Raw genomic sequence first — 20,321 nt, 5'->3', positions numbered from 1 at the left:
CATGTTGTGGCCAGGGACTCTGATTGGAGCCGGAGCGGGCTTTGCCATAGCCAGCATTCCGGGGGCCATGCTCGGCGCTTTGTTGGGACAGGCGCTGGATCGGCGCTTGCACTTGCAAAGCTGGGGGCATTTGCGGGAAAAGCTTGGCGGTCGTCCGATGCTGCGTAACGATGAACTGTTGTTTGTGTTGCTGGGACGCTTGGCCAAGAGCGATGGGCGAGTGGGGGAGGGACATATCCTGCAGGCGCGTCAGGAAATGCATTCGCTGGAAATGACCGAGCCTGCAAAGCGGCGGGCGATTGCTGCATTCAATCGCGGCAAGTCAGGCAACGACCGGTTACGCGGATATCTGCGGCGCTTGAGCGTTCAGCCTCATGCAGCGGAAGGCGTGTTGCGCGCGTGTTGGCGGATGGTCTGGGCCGATGGCCGTGCGGGCAATGCCGAGCGCGAGCTGATTGCGCAATGGGGCAAGTGGCTGGGCTGGACGCGGCATCAGGTGCAGGCGCTGGCGGCGGACTATGAGCCGCATCTGCGACCGCAAGTCAGCAGTGCTTTGACTTATCAAGAGGCCTTGCGGCTTTTGGGGGTCTCGGCGACCAGCGAGCCGGCGCAGATCAAGCGTGCCTATCGACGCCTGCTCAGTCGTCATCATCCGGACAAGATTGCCGGCAGCGGGGCGACGGCGTTGCAGGTGCGGGAGGCGACTGACAAGACTCGTGAACTGCATACGGCATACACGTTGATTCGTGAGCGGCGGGATTTTCGGTAGCCGGAAAGAGATGTGTCGCCAGTAATTCCGTCTTCGCGGGCAAGCCTCGCTCCTACAGGGTCCGCGTCATACGACACAGAATCTGTAGGAGCGAGGCTTGCCGCGAACGGGGCGACGCGGTCTGTCAGTCCGCCGCCTTCTGCGGATTCAACCACCCGCGAACCCGGCGCACCAGCTGCTCTTGCTCAGCCTTGGCATTACCGGGCAACGCTTTGAGCGATACCTGGCTGAACGCCGGAGTCTTCAATCGCTTGCTGGCCTGCATCCGCTCAAGTGCAGCGTTGCGATCCAGCGGCTTGTCCATATAGAAAATATCGACGGTCGGCAGCTTCAACGTTGGCGTCAATTGCGCCAGTTCGGGTTTCGCCGCGGCGGGCGTCTGCACCGCCACCATCGCAAACTTCTCCACTTGCGACGGCTGCTTCTCGCTCAGATAACGCGCCGCCCAATAAGCGCCGGTGCCATGCCCCAGCACGACGATGCTGCGAGCGCTTTGCTGCTCGGCGTAGGCAATGGCTGCATCAATGCGAGCAAAGATACGTTCGGCATCGGCCTTGGCTTGCTCCTCGGTGGTTTCAGCGATGGCCTTGTCGGCAACTTCCGCTTCACCACCGGCGGCTTGCTCGATGGGTGCCGCCGTGGTCGAGTCCTTGCTACCGGTTTCCGGCGCCTTGAGCGTTGGCGGCATTTCCACGACGCGGGGCGCAATGGCATCGCTTTGCAGGTCGGGCAAGGTGATACTCAGGCTGCTCCACTTCGCGTCGGGCAATTTGTTACGCAACGGGCCGATAGCTTGCGGCCAGTCAACGGTTTCACCGGCGCCCGGGATGATAATCACCGCGCCTTTGGGCTCGGCGGTGTTGGCCGGTTTCCACAAAGCAAGAAAAGTGTCGGCACCGGCTTGCAGTTGTTGCTGTTCCTGCGCCGGGATTTTTCGCTCAAGGGCTGTCGCTTCTTCCTGACTACGCTCAAGCAGTGGCTGGCGTTCGACCGGTTTTTCTTCCGCGGGTTTTTCCGCAGATGCAGGTGCCGGGTCGGCCGCCTCGACGGAAAAGGCGCAAGGCAGGATCAGCGACAGGCACAATGCTGGCAGTGCCAGGCGGTAGACAGGGGGCATCGGATATTCCAGGCCAGAAGTTATTCCGGCAGCCTAATGGGTTGGTCAGTATTTGTCAGTGTGTGAGACTTCGATGATGCGTTTTCGCTGCCTGTGGGTTATCGGCTGTTTGTGGTTTCCCTTGATGAGTTGGGCGGCGTCCGCGCCACCGGCGCACGTCGCACCCTTGTCGCCCAAGCAACAACAGTGGCTGGCAACGCACGGTGAATTGCGCGTGGGGTTGGTGTTGCAGGCGCCTTACGCGCAATACGATCGCCGCTTACAGCGCCTGTCCGGGGTTAACGTCGAGTTGATGAAATGGCTGGCCAAGGCCCTTAAGGTCGAGCTGAGCTGGCGTAATTTCCCCGACCTTGCGCAACTGGAAACTGCTGCGCGCGACGGTGAAATCGACATCGCCCCCGGGCTGACCCAAACCCCCGCCGGCCTGCGGCTCTGGCAATTCTCCGACCCCTACATGCGGGTGCCGCAACTGGTGGTCAGCGACCAGAAAAGCACCGTTGCCGTGGAACTGGAAAAACTCGACAGCCAGACCCGCGTCGCTGTGCGCATGCCCAGCGCGACGGCCGACTATCTGCGCGGCAACTATCCCCATCTGAACCTGCAAGGCGTGCCCATCGAGCGTCAGGCATTGCAGCTGTTGCTGAGTCAGCAGGCCGGTTACGCCGTGGTCGATGAAGCGCAGTTGGGGCGTCTGTCCGTGGAGCCTGAGTTTGCCGGGCTGGTCGTGGTGGGTGACATCGGCCTGCCGCAATTGCTGCGTGTGGCCACGCGTCGGGACCAGCCGGAACTGGCCGGCATCGTTGAAAGCGCGCTGCGGGCGATCCCTGCCAAGGACCTGGAGCTCCTGCACAACCAATGGCTGCAACCCAAGTACCCGCGCCTGACCGAGTCCCCGGGCTTCTGGCAAAACCTCTGCCTGCTGATGGCGGTGTTGATGCTAAGCAGCATGGCCATCGTGTTCTGGCAACGCCGCCAGCAACACAGTCTGGAGCAGCGGTTATTGGCGGCGCGCGAGGACATTGCCCTGCGCGAGGCCAGCGAAGAGGCATTGCGCCTGACGCAGTTTTCCATCGATCAGAGCACCGTCGGCATCCTCTGGGTCAACTGGGACAGTCACGTGCGCTACGCCAACCGCGCGGCTGAAGCCATGCTCGGTTATCCGGCCGGTGGAATCATGGATCGGCCGTTGATCGACTTCGAGCCGGGCCTGCACATGGACCGCTGGCTGAACCTGTGGAAGCGCGCCCGGGCCAGCGAAGAGGGGCCGCAAAGTTTCGAAACCAATTGCGTGCGAGCGGATGGCAGCATCCTGCCGACCGATGTTTCGTTGAGTTTTATGCGTTTTCGCGGTGGCGAATACCTGGTGGTCTACCTCAACGACGTCACTGAACGTCGTCGCGCCCTGGCTGCGTTGCAGGAAAGCGAAGCGCGGTTGCAGGGGATTGCCGCCAACGTTCCGGGATTGGTCTTTCGCCTGGAACGGGCGCCGGTGACAGGGCAGATCGACTTTGCCTACATCAGTGAAGGCAGCGAGAGTCTGGTGGGCTACTCCCCGGCGACCCTGGCCCACCGCGACAAAGGCCTGCGCAGCCTGGTGCATCCGGACGACAAGGCCAGTTATCACCAGACTCAGGACCATGCGCTGGACACGGACAGTGACTGGTCGTGGCAAGGGCGGATTCTCACGCGTTCGGGCGAGCAACGCTGGGCCGAGATCAAGGCCATCACCCGACGGCTCGAAGACGGTGCGTATGTCTGGGACGGGATTGTCTGGGACATCAGCGAGAGCAAGCGCATCGAACTTGAACTGGCCAGTTCCCGTGAGCAACTGCGTGAGCTGTCCGCTCACCTGGAGAGTGTGCGGGAAGAGGAAAAAGCGCGCATCGCCCGGGAAGTTCACGACGAGTTGGGTCAGATGTTGACCGTGCTCAAGCTGGAAACCTCCATGTGCGAATTGGCCTACGCTCAACTCGACCCTGGTCTGAATGAGCGCTTGAACAGCATGAAGCGCTTGATTGCGCAGCTGTTCCAGCTGGTGCGCGATGTGGCGACCGCGTTGCGACCGCCGATTCTCGATGCCGGGATCGCCTCGGCCATCGAGTGGCAGGCCCGGCGTTTCGAGGCGCGCACGCAGATTCCGTGTCTGGTGCAGGTGCCCGAGAATCTGCCGGTGCTCAGTGATGCCAAGGCCATAGGACTGTTCCGAATCCTTCAGGAAGCCCTGACCAATGTCATGCGGCATGCCCAGGCGCATACTGTTGAACTGACATTGGAGCTGGAAGGTGACGAGTTGTGTCTGACCGTCAGCGATGATGGCGTAGGATTTGTTCCCGCCACCGGTCGGCCGACGTCGTTTGGCGTGGTCGGTATGCGCGAGCGGGTGTTGATCATGGGCGGGCGGTTGTCGCTTGAGAGTGAGCCGGGGGAGGGCACGACGTTGAGTGTGCGGGTGCCGGTGAATGAAGCCTGAGGTATTTGTGGTGTCTGAACTGACGCCTTCGCGAGCAGGCTCACTCCTACAGTGGATTGGGATGTGTCAGCTATCTATGCCCCTACACGAATCCCTGTAGGAGCGAGCCTGCTCCGGGCGGCGTTCCGACGATAGATTTTGGCTCTGATATAAAAAGAATGGAGAAAAACGTGATCCGTGTACTGGTAGCCGAAGACCACACCATCGTCCGTGAAGGCATCAAACAACTGATCGGCCTAGCCAAGGACTTGCTAGTGGTAGGGGAGGCGAGCAATGGCGAGCAGTTGCTCGAAACCCTGCGGCATGTGCCCTGCGAAGTGGTGTTGCTGGATATCTCCATGCCGGGCGTCAATGGCCTGGAAGCGATCCCGCGGATTCGCGCGCTGAACAATCCGCCGGCCATCCTGGTGTTGTCGATGCACGACGAAGCACAAATGGCCGCCCGGGCGTTGAAGGTCGGCGCTGCGGGTTACGCAACCAAGGACAGCGATCCGGCACTGCTGCTGACGGCGATCCGCAAAGTCGCGGCGGGCGGTCGTTACATCGACCCGGACCTGGCCGACCGCATGGTCTTCGAAGTCGGCCTGACCGATTCGCGGCCGTTGCACTCGTTGCTGTCGGAGCGTGAGTTCTCGGTGTTCGAACGCCTGGCCCAGGGCGCCAACGTCAATGACATCGCCCAGCAACTGGCCCTGAGCAGCAAAACCATCAGCACCCACAAGGCGCGGCTGATGCAGAAACTCAACATCACCTCCCTGGCTGAGCTGGTGAAGTACGCCATGGAACACAAACTCCTATAAAAATCGCATGCATTCCCTGTAGGAGCGAGGCTTGCCCGCGAAGGCGATTTCACTGACGCCAAAAGCTTCGCGGGCAAGCCTCGCTCCTACAGGGATGGGCGGTGCATATCCATTTGCGACATCCCTGCGAATCGCTTTTGCCTTTACTTGTGGCTTGCAGCTGACCGTTTGACGCTGTGTTGGTCAAAACGCGCCATCCTTGTAGGGCAATCCCTACCCCCAACCTTCCATCCGGCTGAGGCGATTCTCTCCTGCGCCCCGATTTGCGTGGTCGGCAGCGTCCACTAGGCTTAGTCCACAGCAGTCATCAACAAAAAAGGTGTGGGTATGAGCCAGGTCGATTCAAACGCAGGGGCCAGCGATATTCTGGTCAGCTTTCGTGGAGTGCAAAAAAGCTACGACGGCGAGAACCTGATCGTCAAAGACCTCAACCTGGAGATTCGCAAAGGCGAGTTCCTCACCTTGCTGGGGCCATCGGGCTCCGGCAAGACCACCAGTCTGATGATGCTCGCCGGTTTCGAAACGCCGACCGCTGGCGAAATCCAGCTGGCCGGGCGCTCCATCAACAACGTGCCGCCGCACAAGCGTGACATCGGCATGGTGTTCCAGAACTACGCACTGTTCCCGCACATGACCGTGGCCGAAAACCTGGCGTTCCCGCTGACCGTGCGCGGCTTGAACAAGAGCGACGTCAGTGATCGGGTCAAACGGGTGCTGAGCATGGTTCAGCTCGACGCCTTCGCCCAGCGCTACCCGGCGCAACTGTCCGGCGGTCAGCAACAGCGTGTGGCCCTGGCCCGCGCGTTGGTGTTCGAACCGCAACTGGTGCTGATGGACGAACCCCTCGGTGCACTGGACAAACAACTGCGTGAACACATGCAGATGGAAATCAAACACCTGCACCAGCGCCTCGGCGTGACCGTGGTCTACGTGACCCACGACCAGGGCGAAGCCCTGACCATGTCCGACCGTGTGGCGGTGTTCCACCAAGGCGAGATCCAGCAGATCGCCGCGCCGCGCACCCTCTATGAAGAGCCGAAAAACACCTTCGTCGCCAATTTCATCGGCGAGAACAACCGCCTCAATGGCCGCTTGCACAGTCAGACCGGCGACCGTTGCATCGTCGAACTCGGTCGCGGTGAAAAGGTTGAAGCCCTGGCGGTCAATGTCGGCAAGACCGGCGAACCCGTCACGCTGTCGATTCGCCCGGAACGCGTGAGCCTCAACGGCTCCAGCGAGTCCTGCGTCAACCGCTTCTCAGGGCGGGTGGCGGAATTCATCTATCTGGGCGACCACGTCCGGGTGCGCCTGGAAGTCTGCGGCAAGACCGACTTCTTCGTGAAGCAACCGATTGCCGAGCTCGATCCCGAGCTGGCGGTTGGCGACGTGGTACCGCTTGGCTGGCAGGTCGAACACGTTCGCGCGCTCGACCCACTTTTAGAGGCGCATTGATCGCCCCCTGCTTCAACAACACCAACCCTGCACGTGGAGAGAACAATAAATGTTGAGATCCCTGAAATTCACCGCTTTGGTCATGGGCATGATCGGTGCGGCACACGCGATGGCGGCGGGCCCGGATTTGACCGTGGTGTCCTTTGGCGGGGCGAACAAGGCGGCGCAGGTCAAAGCCTTCTACGCACCGTGGGAAGCGGCAGGCAACGGCAAGATCGTGGCGGGCGAATACAACGGTGAGATGGCCAAGGTCAAAGCCATGGTCGACACCAAAAGCGTTTCCTGGGACCTGGTGGAAGTTGAATCCCCGGAACTGTCTCGCGGCTGCGACGAAGACATGTTCGAGCAACTTGACCCTGCGCTGTTCGGCAAATCCGAAGATTACGTCAAAGGCGCGATCCAGCCCTGCGGCGTAGGTTTCTTCGTGTGGTCGACCGTGTTGGCCTACAACGCCGACAAGCTGGCCTCCGCACCGACCAGTTGGGTGGATTTCTGGGACACCAAGAAATTCCCGGGCAAGCGCGGCCTGCGCAAAGGCGCCAAGTACACCCTGGAATTCGCACTGATGGCCGACGGCGTTGCGCCGAAAGACGTCTACAAAGTGCTGGCCGGCAAGGACGGTCAGGACCGTGCGTTCAAGAAGCTTGATGAACTCAAGCCAAGCATTCAGTGGTGGGAAGCCGGCGCACAACCGCCGCAATACCTCGCTTCCGGTGACGTGGTCATGAGCTCGGCCTACAACGGCCGGATCGCTGCCGTGCAGAAAGAAAGCAACCTGAAAGTCGTGTGGAATGGCGGTATCTACGACTTCGACGCATGGGCCATTCCAAAAGGTCTGGATAAGGCGCGTGCTGAAGCGGCGAAGAAATTCATCGCGTTCTCGGTGCAGCCACAACAGCAGAAGACTTACTCGGAAAACATCGCCTACGGCCCGGCCAACATCCAGGCCGTACCGTTGCTGGCCAAGGATGTCCTGAAAGACATGCCGACCACCCCGGAAAACATCGCCAATCAGGTGCAGATCGACGTCAGCTTCTGGGCTGACAACGGCGAGCAACTGGAACAGCGCTTCAATTCCTGGGCTGCCAAATAAGACCACCCCGTGGGCTTATCCACTCCTGTAGGAGCGAGGCTTGCCCGCGAAGACGTCAGCACTTTCAACATCAATGTTGACTGACACGCCGCCTTCGCGAGCAAGCTTCGCTCCTACGGGGGAATGTGTAGTTATCAAGAACAGAGGTGGCCTTGCGGTCACGGAATGCCGCCTCTGTAACGATCAAAGATTTCCGGAGTACGCCATGGCCACCGCCATTCCCCTGAACGCGGGCACTGACCCCACCTTGAAGCAGCGACTCAAGCACGCCGAGCGGATCAACCGCTGGAAGGCTCAGGCCTTGATCGCGCCCCTGGTGCTGTTTCTGTTGCTGGTGTTCCTGGTGCCAATCGTGGCGCTGCTCTACAAAAGCGTTGGTAACCCGGAAGTGGTCGGCGGCATGCCGCGCACCGTGGCGGCCATCGCCAGTTGGGACGGCCGAGGCCTGCCCGCAGAACCGGTTTACAAGGCGGCCAGCGAAGACCTCGCTGAAGCCCGCAAGAATCAGACCCTGGGCGATCTGTCCAAGCGCTTGAACATGGAGTTGGCCGGCTACCGCAGCCTGCTGACCAAAACCGCCCGCGCCTTGCCGTTCGCCACCGAACCGGCCTCCTATAAAGAAGCACTGGAAGGCCTCGACGAGCGCTGGGGCGACCCGGCCTATTGGCAAGCGGTGCGCCGCAACACCAGCAACATCACGCCGTACTACTTGCTGGCGGCCGTCGATCACCGCATCGACGACCTCGGCGAAATCGCCCCGGCCACTCCTGACCAGGCGATCTACCTCGATATCTTCGCCCGTACCTTCTGGATGGGGCTGATCATCACCGTGATCTGCCTGCTGCTGGCTTATCCGTTGGCCTATCTGTTGGCGAACCTGCCGTCACGGCAAAGCAACTTGCTGATGATCCTGGTGCTGCTGCCGTTCTGGACGTCGATCCTGGTGCGGGTCGCCGCGTGGATCGTGTTGCTGCAATCGGGCGGGCTTATAAACAGTGGCCTGATGGCGATGGGCATCATTGATAAACCGCTGGAGCTGGTGTTCAACCGCACCGGGGTTTACATCTCGATGGTGCACATCCTGCTGCCGTTCATGATTCTGCCGATCTACAGCGTGATGAAAGGCATCTCGCCGACTTACATGCGCGCCGCGATTTCCCTGGGCTGCCACCCGTTCGCCAGTTTCTGGCGGGTGTACTTCCCGCAGACCTATGCCGGTGTCGGCGCCGGTTGCCTGTTGGTGTTCATCCTCGCCATCGGCTACTACATCACCCCGGCCTTGCTGGGCAGCCCGAACGATCAGATGGTCAGTTATTTCGTTGCCTTCTACACGAACACCAGCATCAACTGGGGCATGGCGACCGCACTCGGTGGGCTGCTGCTGTTGGCGACCGTGGTGCTTTATCTGATTTACAGCTGGCTGGTGGGCGCCAGTCGCCTGCGCCTGAGCTAAGGGGAGAACGAAATGCTGAGTCCTTATATGTCGCCCATTGAGCGGGTGTGGTTCTACAGCTTGCGGATTCTCTGCGGCTTGATTTTGTTGTTCCTGATTCTGCCGGTGCTGGTAATCATCCCGCTGTCGTTCAACTCGGGCAGTTTCCTGGTGTACCCGCTGCAGGGCTTCTCGCTGCAGTGGTATCACGACTTTTTCGCCTCGGCGGAATGGATGCGCGCGTTGAGGAACAGCATCATCGTTGCCCCAGCGGCGACGGTGCTGGCAATGATCTTCGGTACGCTGGCGGCGATTGGCCTGACTCGAGGTGATTTTCCGGGCAAGGCGCTGGTGATGGCGCTGGTGATTTCGCCGATGGTGGTGCCAGTGGTGATCATCGGTGTGGCGAGTTATCTGTTCTTCGCGCCACTGGGATTGGGCAACAGCTTCTTCTCGCTGATCGTAGTACATGCGGTGTTGGGTGTGCCGTTTGTGATCATCACGGTGTCGGCGACGTTGCAGGGGTTCAATCAAAATCTGGTACGGGCCGCAGCAAGTTTGGGCGCTTCGCCGCTGACGGCGTTCCGTCGGGTGACCTTGCCGTTGATTGCGCCTGGCGTGATTTCCGGTGCGTTGTTCGCCTTTGCGACCTCGTTTGATGAAGTGGTGGTGACGCTGTTCCTCGCCGGCCCTGAACAAGCGACCTTGCCACGGCAGATGTTCAGCGGCATCCGCGAAAACCTCAGCCCGACCATTGCTGCCGCCGCGACGCTGCTGATCGCCTTCTCGGTGATCCTGTTGCTGACCCTTGAGTGGCTGCGAGGCCGCAGCGAAAAACTGCGCACCGCTCAGGTCTGATTAGCTTTTGATTTTGTAGGAGCGAAGCTTGCTCGCGAAGAGGCCATCACATTCAGCATCAATGTTGACTGACATGGCCCCTTCGCGAGCAAGCTTCGCTCCTACATTAGATTTGTGATATCCCCATGTTTGGTCATTCACAACCTGAATAGCAGACAAACCCCAATCCCCAGCTACTATTGTGCCCAGCTCCCCTACTTATAAGAGGCTGCGCACGATGAGTCTTTCCTCTTTCAAAATCGCTCACAAACTGATCACCGGCGCAGGTGCCATCGAGCAACTGGCCGCCGAGCTTACCCGCCTGGATGTCGACAACCCGCTGATCGTCACCGACGCAGCACTGGTCAAGTCCGGCACGGTCGAGCTGGCGCTGGCGCAACTGGGCGATCGGACCTACGAGATTTTCGACCGTGTGCTGCCCGACCCGGAAATTGCCATCGTCGAAGACTGCATGCGGGTCTACCGCGAGGGAGGGCACGACGGCCTGATTGGCCTCGGCGGCGGCAGCGCCATCGACATCGCCAAAAGCGTTGCGGCCTACGCCGGTTACCACGGTGCGCTGGAGGATTTGTTCGGCGTCGATCAGGTGCCACGCAAAGGCCCGCCGCTGATCGCCATTCCGACCACGGCCGGCACCGGTTCGGAGGTGACCAACGTGGCGATCCTCTCCGACAAGGTTGCGCAGCTGAAGAAAGGCATTGTCAGCGACTATCTATTGCCGGACGTGGCGCTGGTCAGTCCGCAGATGACCCTGACGTGCCCGCGCAGTGTCACCGCCGCCAGTGGCGTCGACGCGCTGGTGCATGCCATCGAATCCTACCTGTCGCTGAACGCCTCACCGATTACCGACGCCCTGGCCATCGGCGCCATCAAGCTGATCGCCAATGCACTGCCCAAGGCCTACGCCAACCCGTCCAACCTGCAAGCCCGGGAAGACATGGCCACCGCCAGCCTGATGGCCGGCATGGCCTTCGGTAATGCTGGGGTCGGCGCGGTGCATGCGCTGGCGTATCCGCTGGGAGGGCGTTTCAACATCGCCCATGGCGTCAGCAACGCCTTGCTGCTGCCGTATGTCATGACTTGGAACAAGATGGCCTGCGTTGAGCGCATGCAGGATATTGCCGAAGCCATGGGAGTGAAGACCGCGCACCTGAGCGCCAACGAAGCGGCGGACAAAGCCGTGGAGGCGATGACCGCGTTGTGTGCGGCGGTTGAGATCCCGCCAGGCTTGCGCAGCTTCGGCGTTCCCGAGGACGCGATCCCGTCCATGGCGGTAGAAGCTGCGGGGATTGAGCGTTTGATGCGTAACAATCCGCGCAAATTGAGTGCCGGCGATATCGAGAAGATCTACCGCGCGGCCTACTGATTATCGCGTCACGGTGCGCGCTTCAAAGCATGCGGTATACAATGCGCGCCATCGTGATTCTGCTCAAAAAAGGTGCGTCATGCAGCCCTTCGTCATTGCTCCGTCGATTCTCTCCGCCGACTTCGCCCGCCTGGGTGAAGAAGTGGACAACGTCCTGGCCGCCGGCGCCGACTTCGTGCACTTCGATGTCATGGACAACCACTATGTGCCAAACCTGACCATCGGCCCGATGGTCTGCGCCGCGTTGCGCAAGTACGGCGTGACCGCGCCGATTGACGCGCACCTGATGGTCAGCCCGGTGGACCGCATCGTCGGTGACTTCATCGAGGCCGGCGCGACCTACATCACGTTCCACCCGGAAGCCACGCAGCACGTCGACCGTTCCCTGCAACTGATCCGCGAGGGCGGCTGCAAGTCGGGCCTGGTGTTCAACCCGGCGACGCCGCTGGACGTGCTCAAGTACGTGATGGACAAGGTCGACATGATCTTGCTGATGAGCGTCAACCCGGGCTTCGGCGGGCAGAAGTTCATCCCCGGCACCCTCGACAAGCTGCGTGAAGCGCGCGCGCTGATCGATGCCTCCGGCCGGGACATCCGCCTGGAAATCGATGGCGGCGTCAACGTGAACAACATTCGTGAAATCGCTGCGGCTGGCGCCGACACCTTCGTCGCCGGCTCGGCGATCTTCAATGCACCGAACTACCAAGAGGTGATTGAAAAGATGCGTTCCGAACTGGCGTTGGCTCGTCCATGAGTGGCTTTGAGCAGCTGTTCCCGGGGCGTCTGCCGCGGCTGGTGATGTTCGATCTGGATGGCACGCTGATCGATTCGGTCCCCGACCTCGCCCTGGCTGTGGATAACATGCTGCTCAAACTCGGGCGTCAACCTGCAGGTCTCGAGTCGGTGCGTGAGTGGGTCGGCAATGGCGCGCCGGTGCTGGTTCGCCGCGCGCTGGCCGGTGGCATCGACCATTCGACGGTCGACGACGGTGAAGCCGAAGGCGCACTGGAGATTTTCATGGAGGCTTACAGCGAGAGCCATGATCTGACCGTGGTTTATCCCGGTGTGCGTGACACCCTGAGATGGCTGCACAAGCAGGGTGTCGAGATGGCGCTGATCACCAACAAGCCGGAGCGCTTCGTCGCGCCGCTGCTGGATCAGATGAAGATCGGTCGCTACTTCAAGTGGATCATCGGTGGCGACACCCTGCCGCAGAAGAAGCCCGACCCGGCGGCGCTGTTTTTCGTGATGAAAATGGCCAACATCCCGGCCTCGCAATCGCTGTTTGTCGGCGATTCGCGCAGTGATGTGCTGGCGGCGAAAGCGGCGGGGGTCAAGTGCGTGGCCCTCAGCTATGGCTACAACCATGGCCGGCCGATTTCGGAAGAGTCGCCGGCGCTGGTGATCGACGACCTGCGCAAGCTAATTCCCGGTTGCCTGGATCCGGCCGCTGAGATAACGTTGCCCGACGCTGTTCAACCCCCTTCTGGAAACGCCATCGTGGTGGTCACTCGCAAACTCTGGATGAAAGTCATCAAGGCCCTGGCCCGCTGGCGTTGGCGCGCCTGACTCGATTCTGGCCGGCTTTCCGGCGCGTTTGCATACCTGACTGTTAGCACCTCAAGCCACGAGGCTACCCCATGATCCGCGAAGAATTCCTGCGTTTGGCCGCTGCCGGCTATAACCGTATCCCGTTGGCCTGCGAAACCCTGGCCGACTTTGACACGCCGCTGTCGATCTACCTGAAACTGGCTGACGAGCCGAACTCCTACCTGCTGGAATCGGTGCAGGGCGGGGAGAAGTGGGGCCGTTATTCGATCATCGGCCTGCCGTGCCGCACCGTGCTGCGGGTTCACGACCATCACGTCAGCGTGACCCACGACGGCGTCGAGATCGAAAGCCTTGAAGCCGAAGACCCGCTGGCCTTCGTCGAAGAATTCAAAGCCCGCTACAACGTGCCGACCATCCCTGGCCTGCCTCGTTTCAATGGCGGTCTGGTGGGTTATTTCGGTTACGACTGTGTGCGCTATGTGGAGAAGCGTCTGGGCAAGTGCCCGAACCCGGATCCGCTGGGCGTGCCGGACATTCTGCTGATGGTCTCCGACGCGGTGGTGGTGTTCGACAACCTCGCCGGAAAGATGCACGCCATCGTGCTGGCCGATCCATCGCAGGCAGATGCTTTCGAACAAGGTCAGGCACGCCTGGAAGAGCTGCTGGAAAAACTCCGTCAGCCGATCACCCCGCGCCGCGGCCTGGATTTCAGCAAGCAACAGTCGGCTGATCCGGTGTTCCGCTCGAGCTTCACCCAGGACGATTACGAAAAAGCCGTCGACACCATCAAGGAATACATCCTGGCCGGTGACTGCATGCAGGTCGTGCCGTCCCAGCGCATGTCGATCGACTTCAAGGCCGCGCCGATCGATCTGTACCGGGCGCTGCGCTGCTTCAATCCGACGCCTTATATGTACTTCTTCAACTTCGGCGACTTCCACGTCGTCGGCAGTTCGCCGGAAGTGCTGGTGCGGGTCGAAGACAACCTGATCACCGTGCGCCCGATTGCCGGCACTCGCCCACGCGGGGCCAGCGAAGAGGCGGATCTGGCGCTGGAAAAAGACCTGCTGTCGGACCACAAGGAAATCGCCGAGCACTTGATGCTGATCGACCTGGGCCGCAATGATACCGGTCGGGTTTCGGAGATCGGCTCGGTGAAGCTCACCGAGAAAATGGTCATCGAGCGTTATTCCAACGTGATGCACATCGTCTCCAACGTCACTGGCCAATTGAAGGCCGGGCTGACGGCGATGGACGCACTGCGGGCGATCTTGCCGGCGGGCACGTTATCGGGCGCACCGAAGATTCGTGCGATGGAGATCATCGACGAACTGGAGCCGGTCAAGCGCGGTGTCTACGGCGGGGCGGTGGGCTATTTCGCCTGGAACGGCAACATGGACACCGCGATTGCGATCCGCACCGCAGTGATCAAGAACGGCGAGCTGCATGTGCAGGCCGGTGGCGGCATCGTCGCCGACTCGGTGCCGGCGCTGGAATGGGAAGAAACCCTGAACAAGCGCCGCGCCATGTTCCGCGCCGTGGCCCTGGCCGAACAAACCCCGGACGCCTGAGTTCACACAAAACCCCCTGTGGGAGCGGGCTTGCTCGCGAATGCGGTGTGTCATTCAACATTGATGTCGACTGACACGGCCTATTCGCGAGCAAGCCCGCTCCCACAAAGACTCCACCAGCATAAAAAAACGCGGTGCCTGTGAGGGTGCCGCGTTTTTTGTTGCCTGCTATTTAGAAGTCCAGTGCCACCCCGACGTTAATGCCTTGCTGGGTAAAGTCATCATCCTTGCGAATGTCATAACTGGCCCGCAATGCCAAATCCTTGGTGAGGTTGTGGCTCACGCCCAGGTTCAAACGGTTCAGGTTGGTCTGCGGGGTATAGCCGGCCAAGGCGTAGCGGTTGTTCGGCAGGCTGTTGAGGTTCATGGTCACGTCCTGGGTGTCGTCGTTGTACTCGCGCTCGTGGGCCAGTTCGCCAAACACCTGGGTCTGCGCAGTGATTTGGTACTTGCCCTGGATCCCGAGACCCAGGCGCCGGGAGATGCGCGATTGGTCATCGAAGGTCAGCGCGGTGGAGTCGGCGCCATCTTCCGAGTAGCCGTCGACTTCAACCTTGGCGAAGTCAGCGCTGACGAACGGCGACAGGTGCCAAGGGCTGGTCGCTTCTGGCGCGATGTCGTAACCCACGCGGCCGCTGATAGCCATCAGGTAACCGTCGGTATCACCTTTCTCCCCGCGCTCGTTGACGCCCAACTGGAATTTACGCTTGAGGCTGTCGTAGTCCAGATGCCCGGCCGTCAACGCCGCATCAGCCCACCAGCGGTTTTGCTGGTACTGGGCGAAAGCGGTGCCCATATAAGTGTTCAGTTTGTAGTCCGAATCGTTGTCGCCGGCTTCAAGCTTCTGGTTGTAGAAGCCCGCCGCCAGGCCAACGCGCCATGCATCGTTGAGCCGGTAGCTGCCACCGATGTTCAGGTTGGCGCCATTGCCGTCAGCACTGGCGCCGCTGCGCTGACTGTCAAAGTCCTGATGCTGGCCGCCACCGGCAACAATCGCCCGCCATTGCCCCACGCCTTGCCAGTTTTGCCAATCCGCCAGCCACTGGTTACGCAATTCATCCTGATGGGAGCGCAAAGTTCCCTGGGCCATTTGCGGCAGCAGGGTCGCTTCCCATGGTGCAGACAGCAGCGAGTAGGCGTAATCGGCGATCAGGCGTTGCCCGGCCTCGGTCGGGTGCACCGAGTCGTTGTAGATCAGCTTGGTCGGGTCCGGCGTAGCACTGTTGATGCCGTAACGGGCGTTTTCGGTACAGCTGCTGCCGCTGAAGCACGTAGCGCTGAGGTTCTGGTCGGTAGCCAGACCGAACTGCCCCGGGTTGGCAAACGTCTCTTTGAGTAGAACCGGAATGTTCAACGGGATGACGTTGGCGTTGACGTTCTGCAGCTGGCTCACCAGTTCAGTGTTGAACTGGGTGCTGAGTTGGGAAGTGAACGCTTGCAGTGGTGTGCCGTTGAAGGCCGGGGTAAAGCCGATGTCTGGCAGCAACCAGACCATGATGTAGCGGGCACCGGCTTGTTGCAGGGTTTGCACGCTGTTGACCAGGCGATCGGCGGCGGCGCTGGCCTGGGGAAGGTTGGTCACGCGACCTTGCAGGAAATCGTTACCACCGCCCGACAGGTAATACAGCGCATTCGGGTCTGCGCGGAAGTTGTTCGACGGCAGGTAGCCCGCCCGGGTGCGATCGCCCGTGGCGGAGGTGCTGGTGATCGAATCGAGAATCTGGTCGGTGCGATAACCGCCGACGGCCCAGTTGTTGCCATCGGGCTGGCCATTGTTGGCGCGCACAGCCGAGGAAGATGAGGCTGTCTGATCCGCTGAGAACCCTAGTTTTCCACCCAGAATCTGCGTGGAGTTGAGCGAGCGGACTTCGCCGCTGCCATCCAGGTAAACCGGCCCCGTCCGGTTGGTAAAGCGTTGGGTCGAACCGGCCGGTCCGCCCGTGTCGGCAAAGGTCCCGGCATCGTTGAGACTGTCGCCGAAGACGACGAAATTGGTGTAAGGATTGGGCGCGGCCATCGCCTGGGCACAGGCCATGGCGAGCAAGCATCCTGCGAGCGGTACAAACAACGTCTGTTTGATCATGAGCAAGTCCGTTTATTTATTGTTGTAGTGAACGAAACGACAGTACCAAAAACTTCCGGCCTTTTGCCATCGGTCGCGAACCTTTCGATTGTTTCGCGGCCAGTGGCCCCGGCCATATTGCACGCTCTGCCCAGCTAAGTTACTGTGCCAAGACGTATGAATGAGACCTTCCCCGTGTTGATCATCAGCAAACTCCTGGATCAAGTCATCAAGGCACACGCCCGCTGGCGTTGGCGCGCCTGAATTCTTTTGCCGGCCCCGCCGGACCTGTACCGCTTTGCCTTCTTCACCCGTATGACATACCGCTTTGCTGGCGCACCCGGCGACTGACAAAGCGCAGGACACTGCGGGTAATCATTCGAAGGCTGAATTAAAAGTCAGTGAATTCAAGAGGTTCCAAACGCCATGTTGCTGATGATCGATAACTACGACTCTTTTACCTACAACGTTGTGCAATACCTCGGTGAGCTCGGCTCCCAGGTCAAAGTCGTGCGCAACGATGAACTCACCATTGCCGACATCGAAGCCCTCAACCCTGAGCGCATCGTCGTGTCCCCCGGCCCTTGCACCCCGACTGAAGCCGGCATCTCGCTCGAGGTGATCAAGCACTTCGCCGGCAAACTGCCGATTCTCGGCGTCTGCCTCGGCCACCAGTCCATCGGCCAGGCCTTTGGCGGTGATGTGGTCCGCGCCCGGCAAGTCATGCACGGTAAGACTAGCCCGGTATTCCACGAGGACAAGGGTGTATTCGAAGGTCTGAACCGTCCGCTGACGGTGACGCGCTATCACTCGCTGATCGTCAAGCGCGAAACCCTGCCGGACTGCCTGGAGCTGACCGCATGGACCCAGCTCGAAGACGGTTCGGTCGACGAGATCATGGGCCTGCGCCACAAGACATTGAACATCGAGGGTGTGCAGTTCCACCCCGAGTCTATCCTCACCGAGCAGGGCCACGAGCTGTTCGCTAACTTCCTCAAACAAACCGGCGGCACGCGCTAAGGACTTTTCATGAATATCAAGACAGCCCTGAGCCGTATCGTCGACCACCTCGACCTCAGCACCGATGAGATGCGCGATGTGATGCGCGAAATCATGACCGGGCAATGCACGGATGCGCAGATCGGCGCGTTCATGATGGCCATGCGCATGAAGAGCGAGAGCATCGACGAGATCGTCGGCGCGGTGTCGGTCATGCGCGAGCTGGCGGACAAGGTCGAACTCAAGACCCTCGACGGCGTAGTCGATGTCGTCGGCACCGGCGGTGATGGTGCGAACATTTTCAACGTCTCGACGGCGTCCTCCTTCGTGGTGGCGGCAGCGGGTTGCACCGTGGCCAAGCACGGTAACCGTGCAGTATCGGGCAAAAGCGGCAGCGCCGACTTGCTTGAGGCAGCCGGTATCTACCTGAACCTGACCCCGGTCCAGGTGGCGCGTTGCATCGACAACGTCGGTATCGGTTTCATGTTTGCCCAGACCCATCACCGTGCCATGAAGTACGCCGCCGGCCCGCGCAAGGATCTTGGCCTGCGTACCCTGTTCAACATGCTCGGCCCGCTTACGAATCCGGCCGGTGTGAAACATCAGGTGGTGGGCGTGTTCAGTCAGGCGTTGTGCCGGCCATTGGCCGAAGTCTTGCAACGACTGGGCAGCAAGCACGTACTGGTGGTGCACTCGAAGGATGGCCTGGACGAGTTCAGTCTGGCGGCGCCAACCTTTGTGGCAGAGCTGAAGAATGACCAGATCACCGAATATTGGGTCGAACCAGAAGACCTGGGCATGAAGAGTCAGAGCCTGCACGGCCTGGCAGTGGAAAGTCCGGCGGCGTCCCTTGAGCTGATTCGCGATGCCTTGGGCAAGCGCAAGACCGAGAGCGGTCAGAAAGCGGCCGAGATGATCGTGCTCAATGCCGGTGCGGCGCTGTACGCCGCCGACTTGGCGACCAGTTTGAAAGAAGGCGTTGCCCTGGCGCACGATGCGCTGCACACAGGCCTCGCTCGGGAAAAACTTGAGGAGTTGGGTGCATTTACCGCGGTATTCAGAGTGGAGAATGAGGGATGAGTGTACCGACGGTTCTGGAAAACATTCTGGCCCGCAAAGTCCAGGAAGTTGCCGAGCGTAGCGCCCGTGTGAGTCTGGCGGAGCTGGAAAGTCTGGCCAAGGCGGCCGATGCACCCCGTGGTTTTGCCAAGGCGCTGATTGCTCAGGCCAAGCTGAAACAGCCGGCAGTCATTGCCGAAATCAAGAAAGCCTCGCCGAGCAAAGGCGTGATCCGCGAGCACTTCGTTCCCGCCGACATCGCGAAAAGCTACGAGAAGGGCGGCGCGACTTGCTTGTCGGTGCTGACCGATATCGATTACTTCCAGGGCGCTGATGCGTATCTGCAACAGGCGCGGGCGGCGTGCAGCCTGCCGGTGATCCGCAAGGACTTCATGATCGATCCTTACCAGATCGTCGAAGCCCGTGCCTTGGGCGCTGACTGCGTGCTGTTGATCGTCTCCGCATTGGATGACGTGAAAATGGCCGAGCTGGCGGCCGTGGCGAAAAGCGTCGGTCTCGATGTGCTGGTGGAAGTCCACGACGGCAACGAGCTGGAGCGGGCCTTGAAAACCCTCGACACGCCACTGGTAGGCGTGAACAACCGCAACCTGCATACCTTCGACGTCAGCCTGGAAACCACGCTGGACCTGTTGCCGCGTATCCCGCGAGATCGTTTGGTGATTACCGAAAGCGGCATCCTCAACCGGGCCGATGTGGAACTGATGGAAATCAGCGACGTGTACGCGTTCCTGGTGGGCGAGGCGTTCATGCGCGCCGAAAGCCCGGGCACCGAGTTGCAGCGTCTGTTCTTTCCTTAGCGCGGCGGTCCGGTCAGCGGTTCTACGCTCGACTGAACACAGATCGGAAGCCGGGGTGCCACCATTCGCGAGCAAGCCCGCTCCCACATTAATCCGCGCTAGTACAGACTAACGCCGATCCAATGTGGGAGCGGGCTTGCTCGCGAAGAGGCCCTCAAATTCCCCAAAGACCTCATGTCTTACGGAGTTGTTCATGTTCAAACCCACCTCACTGGCTGTCGAAGCTGGCCTCTTGGCCGAGCAGGACCTATTAGGTTCAGTCTGCACCGGCGATTCAGAGTTTGGTCTGCTGTTCTGGCAACCCGGCGATCAAGCGCTGGTCATGCCTCGGCGCTTGAATCGTCTGCCTGGCTTCGAGGCAGCATGCGAAGTATCGGCTGCAGCAGGTTGGCCAGTGCTGTTGCGTGAAACCGGCGGTGAGCCAGTGCCGCAATCGGCCTCCACCATCAATATCGCCTTGGTCTACGCACCCCCGCGTAGCGAAGGCGATCAAAACCGCATTGAAACCGCTTATCGCCGACTCTGCGATCCAATCTGTCAGTTGCTGGATGAGCTTGGCGGCGTTTCGTCATTGGGCGAAGTCGACGGCGCATTTTGCGATGGACGTTTCAACGTCAACCTCGACGGCCGCAAGATGGTCGGCACCGCTCAGCGCTGGCGCCAAAGCAAGGGTGGTCAGCGCCCGGTGGGATTGGTGCACGGTGCTTTGTTGCTCGATAACGAGCGTGAATCAATGGTCGCCGCGGTCAATCGCTTCAATGAAACGTGCGGTCTTGAACAGCGGGTGCGCGCCGAAAGCCACATTGCCCTGCATGAGAAGTTTGCCGCCCCCGATGCGTTGGATCGGCTTGACACGCTTTATCGCCAGTTGCTGGCAGACATGCTCGGCGCTTGAGTGTTCGAG

At 60.5% G+C, this 20,321-nt stretch carries 17 protein-coding genes; 15 read left to right on the top strand and 2 right to left on the bottom strand.

The window, feature by feature from the left end; translation table 11 throughout:
- Window position 1 precedes the first annotated feature (1 nt).
- On the top strand, window positions 2-769 hold the full coding sequence (locus tag ACYZTM_RS12405) for a DnaJ domain-containing protein (RefSeq protein WP_131061001.1): 768 nt from the start codon (window positions 2-4) through the stop codon (window positions 767-769).
- Window positions 770-893: 124 nt separating this feature from the next.
- Here the strand turns inward: ACYZTM_RS12405 and ACYZTM_RS12400 are convergent, their stop codons facing one another.
- A complete protein-coding gene (locus ACYZTM_RS12400; protein ID WP_131061002.1) occupies window positions 894-1,886 on the bottom strand; it encodes an alpha/beta hydrolase family protein in 993 nt (330 codons plus the stop codon).
- Between the two features lie 73 nt (window positions 1,887-1,959).
- Between ACYZTM_RS12400 and ACYZTM_RS12395 the strand changes: the two genes are divergently transcribed.
- From ACYZTM_RS12395 to trpE, 10 genes are all read left to right on the top strand, one after another.
- Window positions 1,960-4,356 (top strand): PAS domain-containing sensor histidine kinase, encoded by a 2,397-nt coding sequence (locus tag ACYZTM_RS12395; protein WP_461988848.1) that lies wholly within the window; start codon window positions 1,960-1,962, stop codon window positions 4,354-4,356.
- A gap of 170 nt (window positions 4,357-4,526) precedes the next feature.
- Window positions 4,527-5,156 (top strand): response regulator, encoded by a 630-nt coding sequence (locus ACYZTM_RS12390; protein WP_003210977.1) that lies wholly within the window; start codon window positions 4,527-4,529, stop codon window positions 5,154-5,156.
- 327 nt (window positions 5,157-5,483) lie between these two features.
- Window positions 5,484-6,608 carry an ABC transporter ATP-binding protein gene (locus tag ACYZTM_RS12385; RefSeq protein ID WP_461988847.1) on the top strand — a complete coding sequence of 375 codons (1,125 nt, stop codon included), beginning with the start codon at window positions 5,484-5,486 and terminating at the stop codon, window positions 6,606-6,608.
- Between the two features lie 49 nt (window positions 6,609-6,657).
- A complete protein-coding gene (locus tag ACYZTM_RS12380; RefSeq protein ID WP_461966649.1) occupies window positions 6,658-7,701 on the top strand; it encodes an ABC transporter substrate-binding protein in 1,044 nt (347 codons plus the stop codon).
- Between the two features lie 205 nt (window positions 7,702-7,906).
- Window positions 7,907-9,154, top strand: a complete 1,248-nt coding sequence (locus tag ACYZTM_RS12375; RefSeq protein WP_095127227.1) for an ABC transporter permease — start codon at window positions 7,907-7,909, stop codon at window positions 9,152-9,154.
- A 12-nt stretch (window positions 9,155-9,166) separates the two neighbouring features.
- Window positions 9,167-9,991 (top strand): ABC transporter permease, encoded by an 825-nt coding sequence (locus ACYZTM_RS12370; protein WP_461988846.1) that lies wholly within the window; start codon window positions 9,167-9,169, stop codon window positions 9,989-9,991.
- 217 nt (window positions 9,992-10,208) lie between these two features.
- On the top strand, window positions 10,209-11,357 hold the full coding sequence (locus tag ACYZTM_RS12365; protein ID WP_461988845.1) for an iron-containing alcohol dehydrogenase: 1,149 nt from the start codon (window positions 10,209-10,211) through the stop codon (window positions 11,355-11,357).
- A gap of 79 nt (window positions 11,358-11,436) precedes the next feature.
- Window positions 11,437-12,111: a ribulose-phosphate 3-epimerase gene (rpe, locus tag ACYZTM_RS12360; RefSeq protein ID WP_008035979.1), complete on the top strand. Its 675-nt coding sequence runs from the start codon at window positions 11,437-11,439 to the stop codon at window positions 12,109-12,111.
- Entirely contained in the window at window positions 12,108-12,926 is an 819-nt protein-coding gene (locus tag ACYZTM_RS12355; protein ID WP_461988844.1) for a phosphoglycolate phosphatase, read from the top strand. The genes rpe and ACYZTM_RS12355 overlap by 4 nt, the downstream gene beginning before the upstream one ends.
- A gap of 71 nt (window positions 12,927-12,997) precedes the next feature.
- Entirely contained in the window at window positions 12,998-14,479 is a 1,482-nt protein-coding gene (gene trpE / locus ACYZTM_RS12350; protein WP_461988843.1) for an anthranilate synthase component I, read from the top strand.
- Window positions 14,480-14,651: 172 nt separating this feature from the next.
- Here the strand turns inward: trpE and estP are convergent, their stop codons facing one another.
- Window positions 14,652-16,562 (bottom strand): esterase EstP, encoded by a 1,911-nt coding sequence (gene estP / locus ACYZTM_RS12345; protein WP_461988842.1) that lies wholly within the window; start codon window positions 16,560-16,562, stop codon window positions 14,652-14,654.
- Window positions 16,563-16,967: 405 nt separating this feature from the next.
- Between estP and ACYZTM_RS12340 the strand changes: the two genes are divergently transcribed.
- The 4 genes from ACYZTM_RS12340 to ACYZTM_RS12325 all read left to right on the top strand — a co-directional run bounded on the left by ACYZTM_RS12340 (window position 16,968) and on the right by ACYZTM_RS12325 (window position 20,312).
- On the top strand, window positions 16,968-17,561 hold the full coding sequence (locus ACYZTM_RS12340) for an aminodeoxychorismate/anthranilate synthase component II (RefSeq protein WP_131061013.1): 594 nt from the start codon (window positions 16,968-16,970) through the stop codon (window positions 17,559-17,561).
- A 9-nt stretch (window positions 17,562-17,570) separates the two neighbouring features.
- The gene (trpD, locus tag ACYZTM_RS12335; RefSeq protein WP_131061014.1) at window positions 17,571-18,620 is read left to right on the top strand and encodes an anthranilate phosphoribosyltransferase; all 1,050 of its coding nucleotides are present in this window, start codon (window positions 17,571-17,573) and stop codon (window positions 18,618-18,620) included.
- Window positions 18,617-19,417 (top strand): indole-3-glycerol phosphate synthase TrpC, encoded by an 801-nt coding sequence (gene trpC, locus ACYZTM_RS12330; RefSeq protein ID WP_131061015.1) that lies wholly within the window; start codon window positions 18,617-18,619, stop codon window positions 19,415-19,417. The genes trpD and trpC overlap by 4 nt, the downstream gene beginning before the upstream one ends.
- 193 nt (window positions 19,418-19,610) lie before the next feature.
- The gene (locus ACYZTM_RS12325) at window positions 19,611-20,312 is read left to right on the top strand and encodes a lipoate--protein ligase family protein (RefSeq protein WP_131061016.1); all 702 of its coding nucleotides are present in this window, start codon (window positions 19,611-19,613) and stop codon (window positions 20,310-20,312) included.
- Window positions 20,313-20,321: the final 9 nt, after the last annotated feature.

The sequence above is a fragment of the Pseudomonas sp. MDT2-39-1 genome (assembly GCF_054898085.1).
The sequence above is the reverse complement of the archived record's forward strand: the minus strand, read 5'-3'. Positions and strand labels throughout refer to the sequence as shown.

Bases quoted from the DNA above. Each gene is read 5' to 3' on its own strand.
- trpC (WP_131061015.1), top strand. From the start codon at position 18,617: ATGAGTGTACCGACGGTTCTGGAAAACATTCTGGCCCGCAAAGTCCAG.
- ACYZTM_RS12325 (WP_131061016.1), top strand. From the start codon at position 19,611: ATGTTCAAACCCACCTCACTGGCTGTCGAAGCTGGCCTCTTGGCCGAG.
- ACYZTM_RS12405 (WP_131061001.1), top strand. From the start codon at position 2: ATGTTGTGGCCAGGGACTCTGATTGGAGCCGGAGCGGGCTTTGCCATA.
- ACYZTM_RS12370 (WP_461988846.1), top strand. From the start codon at position 9,167: ATGCTGAGTCCTTATATGTCGCCCATTGAGCGGGTGTGGTTCTACAGC.
- ACYZTM_RS12365 (WP_461988845.1), top strand. From the start codon at position 10,209: ATGAGTCTTTCCTCTTTCAAAATCGCTCACAAACTGATCACCGGCGCA.
- ACYZTM_RS12375 (WP_095127227.1), top strand. From the start codon at position 7,907: ATGGCCACCGCCATTCCCCTGAACGCGGGCACTGACCCCACCTTGAAG.
- ACYZTM_RS12385 (WP_461988847.1), top strand. From the start codon at position 5,484: ATGAGCCAGGTCGATTCAAACGCAGGGGCCAGCGATATTCTGGTCAGC.
- ACYZTM_RS12400 (WP_131061002.1), bottom strand. From the start codon at position 1,886: ATGCCCCCTGTCTACCGCCTGGCACTGCCAGCATTGTGCCTGTCGCTG.
- ACYZTM_RS12380 (WP_461966649.1), top strand. From the start codon at position 6,658: ATGTTGAGATCCCTGAAATTCACCGCTTTGGTCATGGGCATGATCGGT.
- ACYZTM_RS12340 (WP_131061013.1), top strand. From the start codon at position 16,968: ATGTTGCTGATGATCGATAACTACGACTCTTTTACCTACAACGTTGTG.
- rpe (WP_008035979.1), top strand. From the start codon at position 11,437: ATGCAGCCCTTCGTCATTGCTCCGTCGATTCTCTCCGCCGACTTCGCC.
- ACYZTM_RS12395 (WP_461988848.1), top strand. From the start codon at position 1,960: ATGATGCGTTTTCGCTGCCTGTGGGTTATCGGCTGTTTGTGGTTTCCC.
- trpE (WP_461988843.1), top strand. From the start codon at position 12,998: ATGATCCGCGAAGAATTCCTGCGTTTGGCCGCTGCCGGCTATAACCGT.
- trpD (WP_131061014.1), top strand. From the start codon at position 17,571: ATGAATATCAAGACAGCCCTGAGCCGTATCGTCGACCACCTCGACCTC.
- ACYZTM_RS12355 (WP_461988844.1), top strand. From the start codon at position 12,108: ATGAGTGGCTTTGAGCAGCTGTTCCCGGGGCGTCTGCCGCGGCTGGTG.
- estP (WP_461988842.1), bottom strand. From the start codon at position 16,562: ATGATCAAACAGACGTTGTTTGTACCGCTCGCAGGATGCTTGCTCGCC.